Origin of the sequence: Shimia sp. SK013, assembly GCF_001292625.1 — a bacterium.
Classification (GTDB): domain Bacteria; phylum Pseudomonadota; class Alphaproteobacteria; order Rhodobacterales; family Rhodobacteraceae; genus Shimia.
Genome location: NZ_LAJH01000005.1, coordinates 83,070 through 104,292 on the forward strand (window position 1 = coordinate 83,070; position 21,223 = coordinate 104,292).

The 21,223-nt window shown below is 57.3% G+C and carries 25 protein-coding genes and 1 tRNA gene; 17 read left to right on the forward strand and 9 right to left on the reverse strand.

Features of this window, described 5'->3' with window-relative positions; translation table 11 throughout:
• Positions 1–27: 27 nt before the first annotated feature.
• The 9 genes from rpoZ (at position 28) to rnc (ending at position 6,804) form a co-directional block, all read left to right on the forward strand.
• Positions 28–381 carry a DNA-directed RNA polymerase subunit omega gene (gene rpoZ, locus SHIM_RS00730; protein WP_054000707.1) on the forward strand — a complete coding sequence of 118 codons (354 nt, stop codon included), beginning with the start codon at positions 28–30 and terminating at the stop codon, positions 379–381.
• A 24-nt stretch (positions 382–405) separates the two neighbouring features.
• Positions 406–2,568: a RelA/SpoT family protein gene (locus SHIM_RS00735; RefSeq protein WP_054000708.1), complete on the forward strand. Its 2,163-nt coding sequence runs from the start codon at positions 406–408 to the stop codon at positions 2,566–2,568.
• A gap of 18 nt (positions 2,569–2,586) precedes the next feature.
• A complete protein-coding gene (locus tag SHIM_RS00740) occupies positions 2,587–3,267 on the forward strand; it encodes a DUF2062 domain-containing protein (protein ID WP_054000709.1) in 681 nt (226 codons plus the stop codon).
• 65 nt (positions 3,268–3,332) lie between these two features.
• Positions 3,333–4,067 carry a pyridoxine 5'-phosphate synthase gene (locus tag SHIM_RS00745; RefSeq protein ID WP_054000710.1) on the forward strand — a complete coding sequence of 245 codons (735 nt, stop codon included), beginning with the start codon at positions 3,333–3,335 and terminating at the stop codon, positions 4,065–4,067.
• Complete coding sequence (locus SHIM_RS00750; RefSeq protein ID WP_054000711.1) at positions 4,064–4,513, forward strand: ABZJ_00895 family protein; 450 nt, start codon at positions 4,064–4,066, stop codon at positions 4,511–4,513. The genes SHIM_RS00745 and SHIM_RS00750 overlap by 4 nt, the downstream gene beginning before the upstream one ends.
• On the forward strand, positions 4,510–4,821 hold the full coding sequence (locus tag SHIM_RS00755; RefSeq protein ID WP_054000712.1) for a Dabb family protein: 312 nt from the start codon (positions 4,510–4,512) through the stop codon (positions 4,819–4,821). The genes SHIM_RS00750 and SHIM_RS00755 overlap by 4 nt, the downstream gene beginning before the upstream one ends.
• Positions 4,818–5,231, forward strand: a complete 414-nt coding sequence (gene acpS / locus SHIM_RS00760) for a holo-ACP synthase (protein WP_054000713.1) — start codon at positions 4,818–4,820, stop codon at positions 5,229–5,231. Before SHIM_RS00755 ends, acpS begins: the two co-directional genes overlap by 4 nt.
• 56 nt (positions 5,232–5,287) lie before the next feature.
• Entirely contained in the window at positions 5,288–6,124 is an 837-nt protein-coding gene (gene lepB / locus SHIM_RS00765; protein WP_054000714.1) for a signal peptidase I, read from the forward strand.
• Positions 6,121–6,804: a ribonuclease III gene (gene rnc / locus SHIM_RS00770; RefSeq protein ID WP_054000715.1), complete on the forward strand. Its 684-nt coding sequence runs from the start codon at positions 6,121–6,123 to the stop codon at positions 6,802–6,804. Before lepB ends, rnc begins: the two co-directional genes overlap by 4 nt.
• A gap of 4 nt (positions 6,805–6,808) precedes the next feature.
• On the opposite strand, the gene SHIM_RS19875 is transcribed toward rnc, so the two are convergent.
• Positions 6,809–7,369, reverse strand: a complete 561-nt coding sequence (locus SHIM_RS19875; protein WP_082358223.1) for a thermonuclease family protein — start codon at positions 7,367–7,369, stop codon at positions 6,809–6,811.
• 169 nt (positions 7,370–7,538) lie between these two features.
• Here SHIM_RS19875 and era point away from each other — a divergent pair, with 169 nt between their 5' ends.
• From era to recO, 3 genes are all read left to right on the forward strand, one after another.
• Positions 7,539–8,447: a GTPase Era gene (gene era / locus SHIM_RS00780; RefSeq protein WP_054000716.1), complete on the forward strand. Its 909-nt coding sequence runs from the start codon at positions 7,539–7,541 to the stop codon at positions 8,445–8,447.
• The gene (locus SHIM_RS00785) at positions 8,447–8,779 is read left to right on the forward strand and encodes a DUF1491 family protein (RefSeq protein WP_054000717.1); all 333 of its coding nucleotides are present in this window, start codon (positions 8,447–8,449) and stop codon (positions 8,777–8,779) included. The genes era and SHIM_RS00785 overlap by 1 nt, the downstream gene beginning before the upstream one ends.
• A gap of 85 nt (positions 8,780–8,864) precedes the next feature.
• The gene (gene recO / locus SHIM_RS00790; RefSeq protein ID WP_054000718.1) at positions 8,865–9,596 is read left to right on the forward strand and encodes a DNA repair protein RecO; all 732 of its coding nucleotides are present in this window, start codon (positions 8,865–8,867) and stop codon (positions 9,594–9,596) included.
• Here the strand turns inward: recO and SHIM_RS00795 are convergent.
• The 3 genes from SHIM_RS00795 to SHIM_RS00805 all read right to left on the reverse strand — a co-directional run bounded on the left by SHIM_RS00795 (position 9,571) and on the right by SHIM_RS00805 (position 12,492).
• A complete protein-coding gene (locus SHIM_RS00795; RefSeq protein ID WP_054000719.1) occupies positions 9,571–9,981 on the reverse strand; it encodes an META domain-containing protein in 411 nt (136 codons plus the stop codon). The two genes, recO and SHIM_RS00795, sit on opposite strands and share 26 nt — an antisense overlap.
• 2 nt (positions 9,982–9,983) lie before the next feature.
• Entirely contained in the window at positions 9,984–10,535 is a 552-nt protein-coding gene (locus tag SHIM_RS00800) for a TetR/AcrR family transcriptional regulator (RefSeq protein ID WP_054000720.1), read from the reverse strand.
• A gap of 268 nt (positions 10,536–10,803) precedes the next feature.
• Entirely contained in the window at positions 10,804–12,492 is a 1,689-nt protein-coding gene (locus SHIM_RS00805) for an acyl-CoA dehydrogenase family protein (protein WP_054000721.1), read from the reverse strand.
• A gap of 142 nt (positions 12,493–12,634) precedes the next feature.
• On the opposite strand from SHIM_RS00805, the gene SHIM_RS00810 reads away from it, so the two are divergent.
• The gene (locus SHIM_RS00810) at positions 12,635–13,402 is read left to right on the forward strand and encodes a sulfite exporter TauE/SafE family protein (RefSeq protein ID WP_054000722.1); all 768 of its coding nucleotides are present in this window, start codon (positions 12,635–12,637) and stop codon (positions 13,400–13,402) included.
• A gap of 76 nt (positions 13,403–13,478) precedes the next feature.
• Complete coding sequence (locus tag SHIM_RS00815) at positions 13,479–14,576, forward strand: AI-2E family transporter (RefSeq protein ID WP_054000723.1); 1,098 nt, start codon at positions 13,479–13,481, stop codon at positions 14,574–14,576.
• Here SHIM_RS00815 and SHIM_RS00820 read toward each other — a convergent pair.
• The 5 genes from SHIM_RS00820 to SHIM_RS00845 form a co-directional block, all read right to left on the reverse strand.
• Positions 14,573–15,082, reverse strand: coding sequence for a DUF2478 domain-containing protein (locus tag SHIM_RS00820; RefSeq protein WP_342585501.1), 510 nt, complete (start codon positions 15,080–15,082; stop codon positions 14,573–14,575). The two genes, SHIM_RS00815 and SHIM_RS00820, sit on opposite strands and share 4 nt — an antisense overlap.
• Positions 15,079–15,552: a potassium channel family protein gene (locus tag SHIM_RS19880; protein ID WP_193749836.1), complete on the reverse strand. Its 474-nt coding sequence runs from the start codon at positions 15,550–15,552 to the stop codon at positions 15,079–15,081. The genes SHIM_RS00820 and SHIM_RS19880 overlap by 4 nt, the downstream gene beginning before the upstream one ends.
• Positions 15,553–15,571: 19 nt before the next feature.
• Positions 15,572–16,354, reverse strand: coding sequence for an HpcH/HpaI aldolase family protein (locus tag SHIM_RS00830; RefSeq protein ID WP_054000725.1), 783 nt, complete (start codon positions 16,352–16,354; stop codon positions 15,572–15,574).
• Between the two features lie 155 nt (positions 16,355–16,509).
• Entirely contained in the window at positions 16,510–18,420 is a 1,911-nt protein-coding gene (locus tag SHIM_RS00835; protein ID WP_082358224.1) for a Hint domain-containing protein, read from the reverse strand.
• A 685-nt stretch (positions 18,421–19,105) separates the two neighbouring features.
• Positions 19,106–19,180 (reverse strand) — tRNA-Thr (locus SHIM_RS00845).
• Between the two features lie 86 nt (positions 19,181–19,266).
• Between SHIM_RS00845 and SHIM_RS20285 the strand changes: the two genes are divergently transcribed.
• Genes SHIM_RS20285 through SHIM_RS00855 form a run of 3 tightly spaced genes read left to right on the forward strand, consistent with a single transcriptional unit; the run spans position 19,267 to position 21,181 of the window.
• Complete coding sequence (locus tag SHIM_RS20285; protein ID WP_193749837.1) at positions 19,267–19,437, forward strand: hypothetical protein; 171 nt, start codon at positions 19,267–19,269, stop codon at positions 19,435–19,437.
• Positions 19,437–20,705, forward strand: a complete 1,269-nt coding sequence (gene murA, locus SHIM_RS00850) for a UDP-N-acetylglucosamine 1-carboxyvinyltransferase (protein WP_054000728.1) — start codon at positions 19,437–19,439, stop codon at positions 20,703–20,705. The genes SHIM_RS20285 and murA overlap by 1 nt, the downstream gene beginning before the upstream one ends.
• A complete protein-coding gene (locus SHIM_RS00855) occupies positions 20,702–21,181 on the forward strand; it encodes a DUF2948 family protein (RefSeq protein WP_054000729.1) in 480 nt (159 codons plus the stop codon). Before murA ends, SHIM_RS00855 begins: the two co-directional genes overlap by 4 nt.
• Positions 21,182–21,223: the final 42 nt, after the last annotated feature.

Here is a 21,223-nt window from a genome sequence, read left to right on the forward strand (position 1 = left end):
GATCAGACCGTATGAATGGAGTGCCGCATGGCCCGCGTAACCGTTGAAGATTGCGTCGACAAGGTTCCGAACCGTTTTGAACTCGTAATGCTTGCCAGCCATCGCGCCCGCGAAGTGTCGGCTGGTGCTGCGATCACGCTGGACCGCGACAATGACAAAAACCCCGTCGTAGCGCTGCGTGAAATCGCTGACGAAACGCAAACCGCTGATGAGCTGCGCGAGCGTCTGATCGAGGCGAACCAGACCCAGATTGAGGTCGACGAGCCAGAAGAAGACAAGATGGCGCTTCTCATGGGTGCCGAAGCCGATACACCGGCCGAGGACGACATGTCAGAAGAAAAGCTGCTGCGCGCGCTGATGGAAGCGCAAGGTCAGGGCTAAGCCGCTAGGCTTCAGGGGAGTGTAATGGCCGACACAGACGACAAGGTCGCGCTTTTTCCGGCAGATGATCTTGTCGCGCTGGTCCGGGCGTACAACCCTCGTACCAACGAGACACTGATCCGTGCGGCTTATGAATTTGGCCGCGCGATGCATGATGGGCAGTTCCGCCACTCAGGCGAGCCCTATTTTTCTCATCCCATTGATGTCGCCTGCATTCTGGCAGAACAGCGTTTGGATGATGCCTCTATCATCACAGCGCTATTGCACGACACAATCGAGGACACCAAAGCCTCTTTTGATGGCGTGGTGGAGCAATTTGGGGCTGAAGTTGCAGGCCTTGTGGATGGCGTTACCAAGCTGACAAATCTGCAGTTGAGTTCGACCGAGACCAAACAGGCGGAAAACTTTCGCAAGCTGTTTATGGCCATGTCCAAGGACCTGCGGGTGATTTTGGTCAAGCTGGCCGACCGTTTGCACAACATGCGCACAATCAAGGCGATGCGCCCTGACAAGCAGGCGCAAAAAGCGCGTGAAACCATGGATATTTATGCTCCGCTTGCCGGTCGCATGGGTATGCAGTGGATGCGCGAAGAGCTCGAAGATCTTGCCTTCAAGGTGCTGAATTCTGAAGGCCGTGCGTCAATCATCCGGCGTTTTATCACGTTGCAGAAAGAAACTGGCGACGTCATCGAGCGCACCACGGGTGACATGGAGACCGAACTGGACGCCGTGGGCATCACGGCAGCTGTGATGGGGCGTGCGAAAAAGCCTTATTCGATCTGGCGTAAGATGCAGGAAAAAGACCAGGGATTCTCACGCCTGTCCGACATCTATGGCTTTCGCATCATCACCGAAAGCGAACAGGACTGTTACCGTGTCTTGGGTGTGATCCACCAGCGCTGGCGCGCGGTGCCAGGGCGGTTCAAGGATTACATCAGTCAGCCGAAATCCAACGGCTATCGCTCGATCCACACAACGGTGTCGGGACGCAACGGCCGTCGAGTTGAGGTGCAGATCCGCACCCAGCAAATGCACGATGTTGCCGAATCCGGTGTTGCGGCGCATTGGTCTTACAAGGACGGTGTGCGCGGCGAGAACCCGTTTGCGGTGGATCCGGTAAAATGGATTTCTGGCCTGAGCGAGCAGTTTGACGCCGAGGAAGATCACGAGGACTTCCTCGAAGCTGTGAAGCTTGAGATGTATTCGGATCAGGTGTTTTGCTTCACGCCCAAAGGCGAAGTTGTGAAATTGCCGCGTGGCGCGACGCCGATTGATTTCGCTTATGCCATCCACACCCGCATCGGCCACGCCTGTGTGGGTGCCAAGGTTGATCACCGCCGCGTGCCGCTTTGGACGCGTATCAAGAACGGTCAATCGGTCGAAATCATCACCGCCGAAGGCCAGATGCCGCAGGCCACGTGGCTGGACATCGCCACCACGGGCAAGGCGCGCACCGCCATCCGGCGGGCCCTGCGCGAGATGGATCGTGAACGCTATGTCAAACTCGGCGCGCAGCTTGCTGTGGCAGCGTTTGAGCAGGTCAACAAAAAGCCCACCGACAAGGCTTTGGGTGTGGCCGCCAAACACTTCCGTCTGAAAGACAAAGATGAGGTTCTGGCGCGACTTGGCTCGGCCGAGTTGAGCGGCACCGAAGTGGTGCAGGCGGTTTATCCCGAACTGGTACCGGACGAGAGCGAAGTGGTAACCAGCGAGCGGGCGGTGATCGGTCTGGCCGCCGATCAAAGCTTTCAGCGCGCAAAATGCTGTGAACCGCTGCCCGGTGAACGCATCGTCGGCATCACCTATCGCGGTCAAGGCGTCGTGGTGCATGCAATTGATTGCGACAGCCTGTCCAATTATGAGGATCAGCCCGACCGCTGGCTGGACCTGCATTGGCATTCCGGCAAGTACAAACCTATCTTTGACGTGAAGGTCTGGGTCACGATTGGCAACGACGCCGGGGTACTGGGACGTATTTGCACATTGATCGGAGAGAACAAGGCCAATATCTCGGACCTTGAATTTGTGGATCGCAAGCCGGATTTTTATCGGCTTCTGGTCAGTGTCGAACTTGCGGATGCCGAACATCTGCACAAGTTGATGCTGGCGCTGGAGGCCGAGAACGACGTCGCCGAAATTTCACGTTATCGCAACCCCGAACCGGCGCGCGCGCCCAGCGGACCCTGACACGCAAGGACACCCAAAGTGGTTTTCAAACGGCGCGACAGACGACCAATCATTCAGGCTTTGGGAGAGCTTTTCTATCCGCGTGGTGGTTGGGGTCGGGCGGCGCGCTATGTTCAGCACAGGCTGCGGCGCCTTCCCGGTACGCCAGAGACCATCGCCCGGGGCATCTGGGCCGGTGTGTTCACCACGTTTACGCCGTTTTACAGCTTACACTTTCTGGTAGCCGCGGTCTTGGCGCGGGTGCTGAACGGCAATCTGCTCGCGGCTCTGTTGGCGACGTTCTTTGGAAATCCGCTGACCTATTTGCCGATTGGTGTGGTGTCGCTCAAGACCGGACACTTTCTTTTGGGGACCGAATTTGAGGCGGGGGAAACCAAGACGCTGGGTCGCAAGTTTGCTGATGCGGGCGCCGACCTCTGGCACAATTTCTTTGCCATTTTCACCGATGAAGTCGCCGATTGGCACGGGTTGACGATTTTCTACGACGAAGTTTTCTATCCCTACCTGATCGGCGGCATTCTTCCGGGGATCATCGCGGGCACGGTGGCATATTACCTGAGCGTGCCGGTGATCCGCGCCTATCAAAAACGCCGGTCCGCACGGTTTCAGAAAAAGATCATGCAGGTGCGCGCTATGGCCGAAGAACAGGTTGCCCGCACGCAGGTCGAGCAGGCCAAGAAAGACACTCCCAAATCCTGAAAAAACCGGTTTTCCTCGGACAGGCTGCGCCGTAGTGTCGGCCTAACGACCTTAGGAGGACCGCCATGTTGCGTCTTGGAGTGAACATCGACCACGTCGCCACCGTGCGCAACGCGCGAGGCTCTGCCTATCCTGATCCGGTGCGCGCCGCCAAGCTGGCCGAAGAGGCCGGTGCAGACGGCATCACAGCCCACCTGCGAGAAGACCGCCGTCACATCGAGGACGCAGACATCGACGGCCTGATGGAGGCGCTGACGGTGCCGCTGAACTTTGAAATGGCGGCGACTGACGAAATGCTGGCCATTGCTCTGCGTCACAAACCGCATGCGGTGTGCATCGTGCCGGAAAAGCGCGAAGAACGCACAACCGAAGGCGGGCTTGAGGTCGCACGCGAAGAAAACAAGCTGGCGCATTTCATTGCCCCATTGCGTGAAGTCGGCTGCCGCGTGTCGATCTTCATTGCCGCTGATCAGGCGCAGATTGAGGCCGCGAACCGCATCGGTGCGCAGGTGATCGAACTGCACACCGGTGCCTATTGCGATTTGCACGCCGAAGGCCGCTTTGATGAACGCGACGCCGAGCTGGCCCGCCTGACCGAAATGGCGACTTTTGCCCACTCTCTGGGCCTTGAGGTGCACGCCGGTCACGGCCTGACGTATGACTCCGTGGCCCCGATTGCGGCATTGCCCGAGGTCATGGAGCTCAACATCGGCCACTTCCTGATCGGGGAGTCGATTTTTCTCGGCCTTGAGCCTGCGATCAAGGAAATGCGCCGTATCATGGACGAGGCCCGCGCATGATCAACCCGCGCCGATATGCCGTTGCTTTTGTGCTGACACTTGTGGGGCTGGCGATTGCGGGATTTGCGCTAAGCTATCTTCGGATCGGCGTTCCCGCCGGCATGAACACGTGGCTGCCGCCCGCAGTCGCGGCCTTGATCACTGGACAGACCATTGCGCGCGACACAGGCGCGCCTTTGTCCGCAGGCACCTACTGGCGTTTAGGTGTGCCTGCGACCCTTATCGCGGTGGTCTTGCATCTGATTGTTGCCACGGCCGTCTTTGGCGGTCTGACGGTGATGACCGGCGTAAACATGCTCTCTCAGGTGGCCGTCATTGGTGTGCCGGGTCTGGCAATCATCGCGGCCATCATCGGTGTCGCGATCTATTTCAGCAACGTATGTTTCCTGTGGATTGGCGTCAAAAACGTCCTGCGCGTGCAAGCCAAAAAGGCGGATCGCGCATGATCCGCCACGTTGTGATGCTCAATCTGCGCCCGCATGTGCAAGCCCCGCTTGAGGTGGTGATGGGCAAGCTGGCGGATCTGGTTGATCAACTGGAGGGCTGTGACAACTTCGTATCTGGCCCTAACCGAGATTTCGAACAGAAATCGCCGGACTATCCTTATGGATTTATGTTTGACGCCGTCGACGCCGAAACGCTGGCGGTCTATGCCGAGCATCCGGATCACAAGGCGCTGGGCGCGCGGCTGGTGGCGATGTGCGAAGGAGGCGGCAAGGGCATCATGGTGTACGATCTGGAGATCGCGGCATGATTTTGGGCGTCGGCACGGATCTCGCGAATATTGACCGCATCGCAGGGACACTTGAGCGGTTTGGTGACCGGTTTCGCAACCGTGTGTTCACCGAAGTGGAGCAGGCCAAGGCTGAACGTCGCCTCGACACGCCGGGCACCTATGCCAAACGCTGGGCAGCTAAAGAAGCCTGCTCCAAGGCGCTGGGCACGGGCCTTCGCATGGGCATCAGTTGGAAAGACATGGCTGTCAGCAACCTGCGCACCGGTCAGCCCATTATGCATGTTACGGGATGGGCCGCCGAGAGGCTCAGGGAAATGACGCCAGAAGGACATGAGGCCATCATCCATGTGACTTTGACCGACGACCACCCATGGGCGCAGGCCTTTGTCGTGATCGAAGCCCGCCCCATTGCGGCCAACTTGGGTTGACAGGCACCGCCCGCGCCCGCATGTAACCCCCGACCCAATCCGGAGAGACCAGACCCATGGCCGACAAAGCCAAACAAGACAACGGTATCGTTGAAACCATCAAAACCGTTGTCTATGCGCTTTTGATTGCGGGCGTGTTCCGCACCTTGTTCTTTCAGCCGTTCTGGATCCCGTCGGGGTCGATGAAAGACACCCTGCTGATTGGTGATTTCCTCTTTGTGAACAAGATGACCTATGGCTATTCCTACGCGTCTTGTCCGTCGATCCGACTGCAACGCTTTGGCGTGAACATCGATGCCAAGGATATCTGCGGCTGGCTGGATGGCGACAACAAGCGCATTTGGGGCGGCGAGCCCGAGCGCGGCGATGTGGTGGTGTTCCGTCACCCAGTCACCGGACAGGACTATATCAAACGCCTGATTGGCCTGCCCGGCGACAAGGTACAGATCAAAGCCAGCGTGCCTTATATCAACGGTGTACCGGTCAAGCACATGCCGGACAGCGTGTTTGAAGAGCTCAAGGAACCTCAAGGACCGGAACGGCGCCCGCCGAGTTGTGAAAACGATCCGGTTGGCTTTGGTGGCATCTGCGTGAAATCCCGCAAGATCGAAACGCTGCCCAACGGCAAAAGCTATGGTGTGCTCAACATCGGCACCACCTCCGTCGATAACACAGGTGTCTACTCCGTACCCGAAGGCCACTTCTTCTTTATGGGCGACAACCGCGACAACTCGGTCGACAGTCGCGTCGGCCAGAACCGGCGTGGTGTTGGGTTCGTGCCTTATGAAAACCTGATTGGCCGTGCGGACCGGATCATGTTCTCCTCTGCCGGCCGAAGCATGTTCTTCTTCTGGACGTGGCGCGGGGACCGCTTCTTTAAGGCGGTCGAGTGAAGCTGGCTGCGGAACTGCAAGCGCTTGAGGCGCGGTTGGGGCACACTTTTGAACGCCCCGACCTGCTCGTGCGCGCAGTGACGCATTCGTCGATGTCCTCGCCCACCCGACAAGACAACCAGCGCCTTGAATTTCTCGGGGATCGGGTGCTGGGTCTGGTGATGTCCGAGGCGTTGTTGGAGCACGATAAATCCGCCGCCGAAGGCCAGCTTGCGCCACGGTTCAACGCCTTGGTGCGCAAAGAAACCTGCGCCGATGTGGCGCGCGAGATCGATATTGGCGCAGCTTTGAAATTGGGTCGTTCCGAAATGATGAGCGGCGGCCGCCGTAAGCAAGCCTTGCTTGGTGACGCGATGGAGGCGGTTATTGCTGCCGTATATCGCGACGCCGGTTTTGACGCGGCCCGCGCGATGATTTTGCGCCTTTGGGGCGACCGCGTGCAAAGCGTTGAGGCTGACGCGCGTGACCCCAAAACGTCGTTGCAGGAATGGGCACAAGCCCGCAAGTTGCCGCCCCCGAATTACGATTTGGTTTCGCGATCCGGTCCGGATCATGCGCCGGTGTTCACCATCGCGGTGACACTTGAAAACGGTCTGAAGGCCGAGGCGACCGACAATTCCAAACGCAAAGCCGAACAGGCCGCGGCCAAGGCATTGTTGGCTGAGGTGGAAAAGGGGTGAGGCCCTATGCTCCTGGCCTTAACTTTCCTTTGTGCTTAGCTGCAACTCGCCAGAGCTTCTTGCGCACACCGTCAGGCCCAAATTCCGCATAGGCACCACCTGAGAACTTAGCCCAGTCAAGCGCCAGCCCCTGTTTTACAAGTTCTTCGCTCAAGTCCGTTCCGTCATCCAAAACGCAATGGCCGACCACACGGTCATAGCTTTTTTCGGGAAGCAAGTTGGCCGTTACAGCTTTACCTTTTGTCAAAGCAACCAAAGCCCATTTCGCCTTCTTCCCGTAGAGTTGGTCCATTTCAGGCGCGTCGACCCCAAATAACCTAATGTGTATTTTTTTTATTACGATGGTGTCACCATCAATAACGTAACAACGCCCATCAACTTGTTTGAGTGCCGGCGTTTGAGCGTGCTTCGGGGGAGCAACTGTTGACGCCGGGATTTTTTGTGTGTCGATCGGTGCCCGTCTTCTGATGCTTGAAGGTCGAGTTTCATTTGTTTTGATCGTTGAATGGGTTGGCCTATGAGACGAGCGCCCGCCAAAAAGGGCGCGAAGAATCTTGAAGATCATGGTCACCTTTGCGCGGAGAGACTCCTGCCGCTTTGTATTGAGAATTTCATTTAGCAAAAAGTGTTTGAGATCAGGTTATCAAATCTGGGGGGCGGAACAAGCCTGCCCCCTAGCCCCTGCTGCCAAAGTAAGCTACAGACGCGCCTTAACCAATCAAAGGCCAAGCCCAATGACCAAACGCGCCGGATTCGTCGCCCTGATCGGAGAGCCCAATGCGGGCAAATCCACACTCACCAATCAGATGGTGGGTGCCAAAGTGTCGATCGTGACCCACAAGGTGCAAACCACCCGCGCCCGAATCCGTGGCGTGGCGTTGCATGGCGAAAGCCAGCTTGTGTTTGTCGACACCCCCGGCCTGTTCCGCCCACGTCGCCGATTGGATCGTGCGATGGTCGCCGCTGCTTGGGGTGGTGCTGCTGATGCTGACGTCGTCGTCTTGATGGTCGAAGCCCACCGCGGCGTCACCAACGGCGTTGAAGCCATCCTGGATGGGCTGCAAGAGATCGGCAAAGGCCGCAAAGTCGCATTGGCGATCAACAAAATCGACCGCGTGAAATCCGAAGTTCTTCTGGCGTTGTCCAAGGATCTCAACGACCGATACGACTTTGTCGAAACCTTCATGATCTCCGCAGAAAAAGGTCACGGCTGCGACCACCTCAAAGCCTGGCTTGCAGGTGTGGTGCCCGAAGGCCCTTGGCTTTACCCCGAAGATCAGATCGCGGATGTGCCGATGCGCATGATCGCGGCCGAGGTCACGCGTGAAAAACTGACCCTGCGACTGCATCAGGAATTGCCATACCAGATGACGGTTGAAACCGAGAACTGGGAAGAGCGCGACGACGGTTCGGCCCGCGTAGATCAAACCATCTACGTCATGCGTGACGGTCACAAAGGCATCGTTCTGGGCAACAAAGGCGAGACCATCAAAGCCATGTCCAAAGCTGCACGTGAAGAACTCGAAGAGTTCATGGGGCGCCGTATCCATCTGTTCTTGCAGGTCAAAGTACGCCCGAACTGGTTGGAAGAAAAAGAGCGTTACTCTGAGATGGGCCTCGACTTCAAAGACGGCAACACCTGATCATGCGCCTGACTGCCGAGTTCTGGGTGCAAGCCTATTTGGCGCGACTTCGACTTACTGATATCCCTGCTTTTGTTGTTGCGCATGGCGATGACACCGCCGGCGCTGTGTTGGTGAAACTCAACACGCTGGACGGTCAGGCTAAAGTGTTTGAACGCTCGTTTGACTTGATGAGTGGGGAGCGCCGTTGGGTGGTTCTTTCCGAAGGCGCAGAGGCCGACGTAGATGCTGCCCTCGCACGCCAGCGCGGATTTGATTCCGACGCTTGGGTGATCGAAGTCGAAGACCGTCAGGGGCGGCATCTTTTGGATGAACCCGGTCTCTCGGAGTAGTATTCTGCGCTGAAGGAGGCCCCGCAGGTCGATTTTTCTAGAAAAATCTCTCTGGCCGGTTTTGGATGGCGCAAAGGATTTGGCTATGGACTGGCGCGATCAGGGCTTTGTGCTCTCCACCCGAAAACACGGCGAAACCTCGGTGATACTTGAGGTCTTTACCCCGGAACGCGGCCGGCACGCAGGTATCGTGCGTGGTGGGGTCAGCCGAAAAATGACCCCCATTTTGCAACCCGGAAGCCAGCTTGATCTCAGTTGGCGGGCGCGGCTTGAGGATCACATCGGTACGTTCACCGTTGAACCCGTCCGCTCCCGCGCCGCGGCCCTAGGTGATCGCATGGCGCTCGCAGGACTTAACGCCGTGACCGCACTTTTGGCGTTCTGTCTGCCTGAGCGTGAACCGCATCCCGACCTTTACCGGCGTTCAGAACAGCTTCTGGATCTGTTGGGGCAAAACGATCTTTGGCCGCTGGCATATCTGCGCTGGGAAATGGCTTTGTTGGAGGAAATGGGGTTTGGGTTTGATCTGTCTGCCTGCGCTGTTAGCGGCTCCAGCGAAAACCTGATCTACATCTCACCAAAATCCGGGCGGGCCGTTTCCGCCAAAGGCGCGGGCGAGTGGGCGGATCGTTTGCTGCCCCTGCCGCCAGTCATGCTGGATCAAGGCGCAGCATCCGATGATGAAATCCGTCAAGCTTTTGACACTACAAGATTTTTCCTTGCTGAAAAACTGGCGCCAGAGCTGTCACATCGCCCCTTACCGGAGGCTCGTGGACGGTTTGTTGACCTGTTCAGCCGCCGTTTGCGACCCCGGTGAAATACATCTCTCGTCCTGCGTCGTCGCTCAGGATCAAGCGGGCCCCGGCGACCTCGACCAAAGTCATATCGCGCAGGGCAGCGAAAAACGCCGCGTCTTCCTTGGCAAGCTGGCAAGCGACTTCTGACGGTTCGGAGACCGACAGGTTTTCAAGCACAAACCATGGGTAAGGCGCGGTTTGATTTGCCGTAAACGTTTGGCACGGTCCCGCGCCGGTCACAGCACCGGTTTCGTCAAAACGGATAACGTTGTGATAGCTAACAAGCCGATTGTCGATCTTGATAAGGCGCCAATCGAAATTTGCGCCTCCATACTTTGTGAGCGTTTCATCGGGGCTGCATGCCGCCAGCAACCAAAGGCCAAGGACCAAAATCAGACGTGTCATACCTATTGGTACAGCGCCAAAATCAAATCGACCAGTGTGCCCATGGCGGGACCGTTCACGCCCGCATCAGTTGCCGACATATCCTCCATGCCGATGAACGCAGCATAAAGTATGCGCACCAGTTCCGGATTGGTCAGGCCAATGTCTTTTAGCAGGGCGCCGAGGTATTTCATCCGCTGTGCGTCCACCCGCACCACGGCCTGTGACACAGCCGCATCGCTGTGCGCCCACGCTCGCACGGTTGGATCAAGTGCGAGGCCACTATTTCCGTCAAACGTACCAGACCCGGAAATCCCACCCAAAGCGCGCAGTTTTTGGACTGGGCCAGCCTGATCCTCAAGCTGCGCGACGAAATTGGCGTATGCCTGATCTTCCCAAGCGGCGAGCAACGCGCCGTGAAAGGCCGCAATGTCGGCGAAATGCCAATAAAAGGACCCCTTAGTGGTTTTTAGCCGCCGCGCCATGGGTTCCGCTTTCAACGCCGCAACGCCGTCTTCGGTTAAGGCGACGAAGCCAGCGCGTAGCCAGTCGTCCGTGCTCAATCGTTTGTTCATGCGTTACTGTACGCTGCCGTACGGAATGACTTCAAGTCGCAGGTGTTTCCCGCGTCCATACGCCACAGTATGGAAGGGGCGGAAGGGAAACCTTTACCTCCAACAAAGATGATCTTATTCCAGTGCGCAGGATAGCCGTCAGGAGTTAGCGAAATCGGCACCGCCGCGTTGCAGACGCGATACCTACGCAATACCGACAGGCGATTTTGGACAAAAAGGCCCCGCACAACCTCTCGGCAGGCGGGGCCAATATTCGTCGTACTGGGGATCAGGCGAGCAAACGTCGCGCGATCACCTGTGCCTGAATTTCCGCAGCACCTTCAAAGATGTTCAGGATCCGCGCATCGCACAGAATGCGGCTGACGGTGTATTCTAGAGCAAACCCGTTGCCGCCGTGGATCTGCAACGCGTTGTCGGCCGCCGCCCAAGCCACACGGGCACCCAACAGCTTGGCCATACCCGCTTCAAGGTCACAGCGGTGGCCGTGGTCTTTCTCCCAAGCGGAGAAATATGTCAGCTGGCGCGCCACCATGATTTCCACGCACATCATTGCCAGTTTGCTGGCGACGCGTGGGAAATTGATCAGCGATTTGCCGAACTGTTTGCGGTCGATCGCATATTGCATGCCAACATCCATCGCTGATTGTGCAACGCCGATGGCGCGGGCAGCTGTTTGGATGCGTGCAGATTCGAAGGTTTCCATCAACTGTTTGAAACCTTTGCCTTCTTCCCCGCCAAGAAGGTTTTCACCTTTGACCTTGAAGCCATCAAATGCCAGTTCGTATTCCTTCATGCCACGATAGCCGAGCACCTCGATTTCGCCACCGGTCATGCCTTCGGTCGGGAAGGGATTTTCGTCGCTACCCGGCGTTTTTTCCGCAAGGAACATTGACAGACCGCGGTGGTCCGAGGTGTCCGGAGTGGTGCGCGCCAACAGCGTCATGACATGAGTCCGGGCCGCGTGTGTGATCCAGGTTTTGTTGCCTGTGACCTCCCAATTGCCCTCTTCAGTCTTTACCGCTCGAGTGCGCAGCGAGCCAAGGTCGGAGCCGGTGTTTGGCTCGGTAAATACCGCAGTCGGCAGGATCCCGGCGCTCGATATTTTAGGCAGCCATTGCTGTTTCTGTTCCTCAGTGCCGCCACAGAGGATCAACTCCGCAGCAATCTCGGAACGGGTGGCCAGCGAGCCCACGCCGATATAGCCACGCGACAGCTCCTCAGACACCACGACCATGCTCGCCTTGGACAGGCCAAACCCGCCGTATTCCTCAGGAATGGTCAATCCGAAAACGCCCAATTCCGCAAGCTCTTCAACGATTTCCATCGGGATGAGCTCATCCTTCAGGTGCCACTCATGCGCATTGGGTTCGACGCGGTCCACGGCAAAGCGCCGGAACTGTTCGCGGATCATTTCCAGCTCGTCGTCAAGGCCAGATGCTCCGAACATGATGTTGGCAGATTGCTCCTGCATCAGTTCAACCAGACGCATTCGGGCGGCTTGGGAGTTGCCGGAATCGCACAGCGTCATAACTGCTGGCTGCATCAGGCCGCGCAGTTCGTCCTGCGTCAGGCCGAGATCCTGCATGCGGATGATTTCGCCTTGGCTCATTGGGATGCCGCCATAGACCTGCCAGAGGTATTCGCCAAAAGCGATCTGGTGGATCAATTGCTCGATCTCTCCAAACTTGCCGTCCGATTGAAGCCGTTCGGCCCACGCCTGCATTTGCTTTAGGGACTGGGCGTAAGTGGCAAGCCAGGACAGACCGTGTGCGGCTGTCTGGTTCTCTTCGATCAATTGGGCTGAAACCCTGCCGTTTGTCGACACGATGTCGCGCACGCGGGCGGTTGCGGTGGCCAAAAGTGCCTCAACCGGGGCCACTGCCGCGCCAGTCAGAGGCAAAAGATCGGGGAGAATTACGGGGCTTGTCATCGTCGGGTCCTGTCCATCATGGGCCATGGAATTGTATCCTCTGTTTCTGCAGTGTGACATAATTCTTTTGCAGTTGCAGCGCAACAAAAATGCCAGTTAACGCGACGTTTTGTTCATATGTTGCGCGCGCGAATTTTGCGGGTGCAGCAATTACGGGCTATAGCGGGGTATGGATGTATTTTTCTCAAACCTTGAGCCCGCCACACTTTTTCTGGCGTGTGGCGTGGCGGTGCTGGCTGGGGTGATAAAGGGCATGGTCGGCTTCGGCATGCCGATGGTTCTGATTTCCGGGTTGAGTTCGTTCATCGCACCGGAACTTGCGCTTGCGGGACTGATTCTGCCGACACTGGTTACCAACGGCATTCAAGCGTTTCGCCAGGGCATCCAGGCGGCTTGGCAATCCGTGCGCCGGTTTCGACGGTTCTTGTTTGCCGGAGGGCTGACGATGTTGGTTAGCGCGCAGTTTGTACGGGTGCTGCCGTCGGAGATCATGCTTTTGATCATCGGGATACCAGTTTCGGTGTTTGCAGCCAGCCAGTTGCTGGGACGGCCAATCCGCATCGCCAAACCTTCGGCCGGAGGCGAAATGGCCGTTGGGACGGTTGCCGGCGTGCTGGGTGGGCTGTCCGGGGTTTGGGGGCCGCCTACTGTGACCTATCTGACGGCAATCGGAACGCAAAAAGAAGAACAGATCCGTGTGCAGGGCGTCGTGTATGGGCTTGGCGCCTTGTTGCTGGTTGGCGCGCATCTCGGGTCAGGGGTGCTTAACGCCAAGACGGTTCCATTTTCCATAGCGCTGATCCCACCAGCCATTTTGGGCATGTGGGTTGGCGGCCAGATCTCAGACAGAATTGATCAAGACCTGTTTCGGAAGGCGACCCTTCTGATTTTGCTATTGGCCTCCCTGAACCTGATCCGCCGCGGGTTGTTGGGGTAGGCGCTTCTTTGCTTTCCTTGCTTGTTCCCACGCGCACCTGGGGTAGGGTGAGGAGAGTCAGACCGAAGGACGTCCAGTGACAGAAACCAACAGCTATCTCCGGCTTGCAACCGCGTGCCTGGCCGTGATTGCGGTGATTGCCTTTGGCTGGTTTCTGAACGCAGCACAGCCGATCATCATCCCAATCGTGCTTGGTGCGTTGCTGGCGTTTCTGATGGACGGGATTTCCCGCGTTCTTGCCCGCATCCCGTATTACAGTGCCGTTGTGCCAAGTTGGCTGCGTATGACGTTGACCACGGTCGTTCTTTTTGTGGTTCTGACCGGACTGATCAGCTTTTTTGCACGCAATCTTGACCCGGTTGTGCGCGCGATTCCGGCTTATGTGTCCGGATTGTCTGTGGCGGTCTCCGAAATTGCTGCGCGGTTTGATGTTGAATTCGAACTGACATGGCAATCGGTCGACCGGCTGATCTTTGACAACATCGATGTGCAATGGCTGATCCGCTACACGTTGAACTCGGTCAGCTATTCCGCGGGATATCTGGCGCTGGTGTTCCTGTATGCCGTGCTATTCCTGATCGAACGAGAAAGCATAGCCGTTAAGGTCGCAGCGATAACGCCGGACGAGCAAAGCCGTCAGGATGTGTGGCATACGATCGACCTGATCACCGATCAGATCGGCACCTATTTCACCACCAAGACGATGATCAACGTTGTGTTGGGGCTGATCTGTTGGCTGATCTTTCAGATGTTTGGGCTGGAATTTGCGGCGTTCTTTGCCGTTACTACAGCGATCTTCAACTATATTCCCTATGTCGGGTCGTGGATCGCAATGGCCCTGCCGATGTTGTTTGCCGTCGGGCAGCTTGGGTTGAGTTGGAACGTGTTCTGGTTGTTCTCGCTGCTAAGTGCCGCGCAGTTCGGGATCGGCTATTTCTGGGAGCCGCGTCTGATGGGGCGGTCGATGAACCTCAGCCCGGTAATCGTCATGGTCTCGCTGGCCTCTTGGGCTGCGATCTGGGGCCTGATTGGCGCCATTTTGTCGGTCATTCTGACCTCAGGCATTATGACGATCATGTCATTCTTTGAGGTGACGCGGCCAATGGCAATTTTGCTGACCAACAATGGTGACGTCCCAAGCCGGCGAGAAGAGGTGTCTGGCACTGCTGACTAAGCGGCGTTTACCTTGTCATACCAAGCCAGAAGCACATCGATATCTGGGGCCACTTCGGTCGCCATGCCATCGGCAAATTGTTCAAACTTTTCGGAGTTGAGCGGGTTCGTGCCCGCGATCACCGTGGCACCGCTTGCGGCAGCTTCGGCGATCAGGTCGCGAAAACCTTGTCCGTCTGCTTCCTGTTTGCCAAATTTGTTGAGCATAAAGACATCATATGGCCCCTCCATGCTGCGCGCGACTTGGGTCACTGCATGGGCCATGGCGTTTGGATCAAGACGACAGCCACGAGCTTCTTTGCCGAGATGCTGGCTGATGCGGATCACGTCCCCGTCCGGCAAAATTTGCACGTCCATGTCACAACGATGATCGCTTTCACATTCGCTGTTGGTTTGCACGATGCCTCGCGTGGCAACACCGCGGGCTTGCAGACGCTTGGCCAACTCTGCGAGCAGCAGGTCGAGTTCGCCCCGTCCGCGGGCCATAGTATAGGCGATTTTCATCATGTGTCTTTGTCGCCGGAACGCGGTTTGGAGTCAAACGACTGGTCTATGGCGCTGGGCATTATGCTGCTGACCTGAGAGACTAAAAACGCCGTCGAAATGCCGAAGCAAAGAATACCGGTTATGCCACCAAAAGCGCCGAAGACACGGAACTCGACCGGCAGGATAAGGTCGCCATAGCCCACAGTGGTGTAAGTGACGAGCGAGAAGTACAAGGCGTCGTAAAATTCGACCAAAGCGCCCATCCACATCAAAAAATAGGCCCAAAGCCAGATTTGGACGGTGTGGGAAAATACAATCATGCCAAAGGCGACACCTGTGAGAATGGCCGTCCGAGTTGCACGCCTTCGAGTCCGCATCCAGCGGCCTAAAGTTTCCAGCGGTTCAATTATGACAGCCAATAGACCGACGTGAATGATCGCGCAAAGGCTGAGAACGACAGACCCCCAAAGGACCTGGCCAGATTGGCTCATTGCTGTGTCCATGGTACCTCTATTCCTTGTCCAAGAAACCTTTGGCGTCAGCGGACAGCGCGCGTGCCGCCTTGGCCAGAACGAGCGTTTCTATTCCAACGGCCACAAATGTGGCGCCCTGATCAAGGTGGGTTTTTGCGCCCTCCAAAGTCAGGGTCAGTATGCCGGCAGCTTTGCCTGCTTTGCGGATTTTTCTGATTGCGGCCTCTATCACCGCCTGCACCTCCGGGGCGCCGGAATCGCCAGGATACCCCATGTCAGCAGACAGGTCGGCGGGGCCGATGAACACACCATCGACACCTTCAACCGCAAGGATCTCATCAAGGTTTTCAAGCGCTTGTCGGCTTTCGGCTTGCACGAGCAAACAGATTTCCGCATCCGCAGTGGTGACGTAGTCCGGAATGGACCCAAACCGTGTGACACGCGAACCTGCGCCACCCATTCCCCGTATGCCGTTGGGCGCATAGCGGCAGGCCCTCACCATATCGCGCGCCTGTTCAGCCGTGTCTATGAGGGGGACCAGTAGGGTCTGCGCGCCCGCATCCAGAGCCTGTTTGACGATCCAGTCCTGTCCGTAAGGCACGCGCACAACCGCGTGGCTGGGGGAGGGATCGATTACCATTAGCTGGTCGCGAATGCTGCGCAGATCATTGGGGCCGTGTTCACCGTCAATCACCAGCCAATCAAAGCCGGTGGTCGACATCAGCTCCGCGGCATAGGCCTCAGCAAAGGTAAGCCAGCATCCGATTTGGGGCTTGTTTTGCGCCAGTGCGGCTTTGAAGGTGTTTTTAGGCGCTGGCATCCGGTGTCCTTTTCGAATGGTAAAACAAGGTCTTCCCGATCAAAGACCTTCGGGACGTTGCTGTCCAGTCGAGAAGTAAAAAGGACGCCTCTAAAAGAGAAGGGTCGGCCCCCACGGCCGACCCATCCCATAGCGAACTGTGTGCTGTGCGCCGGTTAGGCGATCAGCAGCGCCTCGTGGCGCTTGAGCGACAGACGTGCAGCCGAATAAGCCGCCAGGCCTTCTTCTTCGCGAAGCTCCGGGAAGAGGGAATAGATCTCTTCGCGTTGGGACTTTTCGATACCGTTCATCGAATAGTCACCAGGCTGGAAGCTTTCGCTCCAAGCGCCATTTGCCAGAACCACTTCGTGCTGTTCGCACATCACGTGGACGTAAGTCACGTCGTCGACGTCGACCATGTCCACTCCATCGAGGTGCGTCAGGTGCTTTGCAGCAACCAAAACTTCGCGTTCTTCGAACAGAAGTTCAGCTTGCTCAGACACCAGCAGCATGCGGTGGCTGGGCGAGACCATCATGTCGCGCTCCGGCTGGTTTGGACCCAATGAACCTTGACGGATTAGGATTGGACGCAGTTGCGGGCGGGCCGCCATGTCGGTTGCGTTCAGTTTGCGGGATCCGGACCAGCGGATCGGCTGCAGACCGTTGTCGCGGGTGACAACCAAATCGCCTTCGCGCAGGTTTTCGACCGCCACTTCGCCCATTGGCGTCAGGATCTTGGTGCCTGGGGTAAAGCAGAGAACGGTGATACCGGGTTCGATGTTTTCAAAGTCCATCGTGCCGGTGACATTGCCGTCACCGTCAAGGAATTCCACAGTTCCGTCAAAGCCGTTGCCGTCGCTGTCGGTGGTCAGGTTGGTTACACGCCAGTCAACACCACGCTCACCGGCGAGATCGATGTCATCAAGGTCTAGGCCGCCGCTGCCGCCATAAATAGTGTCACCGATAGCGTCTTCGGGTGATGTGATCACAAAGGTGTCGGCATCGTCGCCGCCGTGCATTTCGTCCGCACCAGCACCACCGATAATGGTGTCGTTGCCTTCGTTGCCATAGATTAGGTCATCACCTTCGCCGCCGACAAGAGAGTCGCCTTCGTCGGTCGCCGCCACGCCGCCGTCGGTTGTGAAGAAGACGTCGGATACGGTCACATCAGCAGGATCGTCGTCCAGATTTACAGTGATGATCTCGATACGGGCTACGGGGCCGGGGATGGTCACTAGAACAGAATTGCCACCGTCGTCGGCATCGCCTGGCGCGGACCCATCAGAGATAGCCGCCTCGTTGGTGCCGTCACCGTCGATGTCGACCAAATGCAGGTTGCTGCCATCTTCGGCTGTCAGGGTCACTTCGATCCGGTTGCCTTCTGCGTCATAGGCCCAGATTTTGGTCACAGAGTTGCCGTCGATGTCGTTGATGCGGAACTGTGCGTCTTCAACGGCTTCGGAGAATTCGAGTGCCGCAGTTGTGGTCGCACCAGTTCCCGCGCCGGTGTCCATGCGCAGGCCGCTGTTGGCGTCCGGAGTTTCGGAGCCGCCGCCCAGTCCACCGGTGATCTGTGTTGCGTCTTCGAATTCCGATGTGCCGCCAGTAGAGGTGTAGCTTACAGTGACTGAACCAGTGTCCTGAGTGGCAGGACCGCCCAGAGGGTCGCCGTCCGCAGGAGTGCCGACTTCGCTCCAGTTGAAGCTTTCGACACCGCCGCCAGAACCGCCGACAGCGCCATCGTCGCCGCCATAAATTGTGTCGTTGCCGTCGTTGCCAAAGATTGTGTCCGAGCCCGCTCCGCCGACAAGATAATCGTCGCCAGCGTCATCGTCCGAATCTTGAGGATCGCTTTCATCGCCGTGCACTTCGTCGTCACCGGCGCCCGCATGAACGGTGTCAGCGCCGTTGCCGGCAAGAATGGTGTCATCGCCAGCGCCTGCGACAATCGAGTCTTCGCCGTCTTGCGTGCTGATTACTGCGCCAGTATTGGCAGCTGTGTCGCCTTCGCCGTCGGTGAAACCCACATTCACTACGTCATCGTTCTCGGTTCCGTCCACGATGCCAGGACCTGTCGGATCAGCCATTGTTCCCTCGTTTCCTTTTGTGCACGGCTCGTGGTTCAAATTGAACACGAAGCACAGCGCTCCCACCGCCCAAAAGAGAGCGGCATTTCGGCATCCCAATAGATGCCTATTTGTTGATTGGCTGCCCCAGCCAGAACATACGCCCCCCAGACAGGCGTGACCCAAATATGGGCGAAAGAAGGCGGCGTTGAAACAAAAACATCTAAATTTGGTCGAAAAAGAACCGAAATTGTGGCGTTAACCAATTGTTACCCTGTCTGTTTTTGCAGGGTTTTGTGGGCATTGTTTCCGTATTGCGGCAAAAGTGAGGCGGAATGGGGCGGATTCTGGAGCGCATTTTCGCCACAATTTGGTCCAATTTGCTCAATCGCAGCAAAGGTTTCGCGCCACAATTCATTTCACCGCTTCAGTCGTTTCCAAATGGGAACCAATCGAGGGGGTCCGCGAATTGGAATTCGGTTGGAACGTGGCTGCTTTGGTCTAATCGGAATTGATTTCAATTTATGCACAAAGGCGCGCGTTACGGTTGATTGATCTGCAACTGCAAACAAAAGTGATTCGAATCAGCGGTATGAAATTGACGTTGGAACGACGCCATGAGGGCCGAGAATCATGAAAGTGACTTCCAAACGAGTCGGAACTCGCGCGTGTTCGATTACTTTGTTGAGTCTCGGGGAGGGTCCGGTGGTGCTGTGAGGGAGGATCGAACTCCCGACCTCACCCTTACCAAGGGTGTGCTCTACCACTGAGCTACCACAGCATTACCGTGGCGGGGATTTAGACTCAAACTACGAAGGGTGCAAGCGCAATCTGGACGGTTTTTTCCTGCTCCTGTAAGGAAAGTGTATGGAACGCAAATCACCCTCCGAAAAACCAACGAAAAAAGCGCTTAGCAAAGAGGACCGTCTTAAGGCGGCTCTTAAGGCCAACATGGGCCGTCGCAAGGCGCAGGCAAAGGCGCGCGCCGCCGCGCCGGAGGGAAACATTGAGACAGTGAAGAGTGAAGGGCAGGAATAATGGATTCTATATTGGTGCGCGGGAACGGTCCGCTTAAAGGGCAGATTCCGATCGCAGGGGCAAAGAACGCCTGCCTGACGTTGATGCCAGCGACAATTCTCAGCGAAGAGCCTCTGACGCTGACCAATGCGCCGCGGCTGAGCGACATCAAAACGATGACAACGCTGTTGCAATCGCTGGGCGCTGAAGTGACCTCGTTGCAGGATGGCAAAGTGCAGGCGATGAGCTCTCACAACCTTGATAACCACGTCGCGGATTATGACATTGTGCGCAAGATGCGGGCGTCCAACCTTGTTTTGGGGCCAATGCTGGCGCGTCTGGGGCACGCGGTTGTATCGTTGCCGGGGGGCTGTGCAATTGGCGCGCGGCCCATGGACCTGCACATTTACGGGCTTGAGAAATTGGGCGCGCAGATCGAGTTGCGCGACGGTTACCTGCATGCAAAAGCACCTGGCGGTCTGAAAGGGGCCGAGATGGAGTTGGCGTTTGCATCGGTGGGCGCGACGGAAAATATCCTGATGGCTTCGACACTTGCCAAGGGCACAACGGTCATTCGCAACGCTGCACGCGAGCCGGAGATTGTCGATCTGGCAGATTGTCTGCGGGCGATGGGCGCGCAAATCGAAGGTGATGGTACAAGTGAAATCGTGGTGCAGGGCGTGGATCGACTGCACGGTGCGACACATCAGGTTGTGACCGACCGCATCGAACTTGGCACCTTTATGTTGGCACCTGCCTTCTGTGGCGGTGAGGTCGAATTGCTGGGCGGCCGGATGAACCTTGTGCAGAGCTTTGCCGAGAAACTTGACCTTGCGGGCATTGATGTGACTGAAACCGAGGCGGGCTTGAAAGTGGCGCGTCGTGGTGATCGGGTGAAGGCCGTGGATGTGACAACCGAACCTTTCCCCGGCTTTCCGACCGACTTGCAAGCGCAGTTCATGGCGCTGATGTGTATTGCCGAAGGCACGTCTGTGCTTGAGGAAAAAATCTTTGAAAACAGGTTTATGCATGCGCCGGAGCTGATCCGGATGGGCGCGTCGATCGACGTTCACGGCGGCACTGCTACAGTGCATGGTGTTGATCAGCTTAAGGGTGCACGGGTGATGGCGACGGACCTTCGGGCGTCTGTATCGCTTATTCTGGCAGGGATGGCCGCCGAGGGGGAGACCATGGTAAGCCGTGTCTATCACCTTGATCGCGGTTATGAACGGATCGAGGACAAGTTGGGGGCCGTGGGCGCCCATATCGAAAGGGTGAAGGATCAGTGACTGAAGACGCACGTTTCGAAGACGGGGGCGACAAGCCGCTGAACCTTGGGGCGCTGGACGCCGAAGACCTGAAGGTGTTGTCCACCCTGATGCAGGATGCGGTGTTTCCTGCGAGCGAGATGCAGTGGATTCCTAGTGAGCGGCGGTTTGCTGTTTTGCTGAACCGGTTCCGTTGGGAAGACCTCAAGGCCGCCGAGACGCGCAAGCGGGCGGTAGAGCGGGTGCAGTCATTGCTCGTGTTCGACAACGTCGTGCACGTGGCAAGCCAAGGTGTGGCGCGCGGGGATGCAGACACGATCCTGTCGCTTTTGTCAGTGGCGTATACGGCTGGTGAAGATGCCGACGGGGTCATCGAGTTGATGCTGGCCGGCGATGGTGGCATTCGGTTGCAGGTGGAAGCACTTGAAGTCTCGTTGCGGGATGTGACGCGACCTTATGTGGCGCCGTCCAAATCAGCGCCGCAGCACGAGGCGTGACGCGCACTGGTTTCCGACCTTGGTCGAGAGTGGTTAACGCCC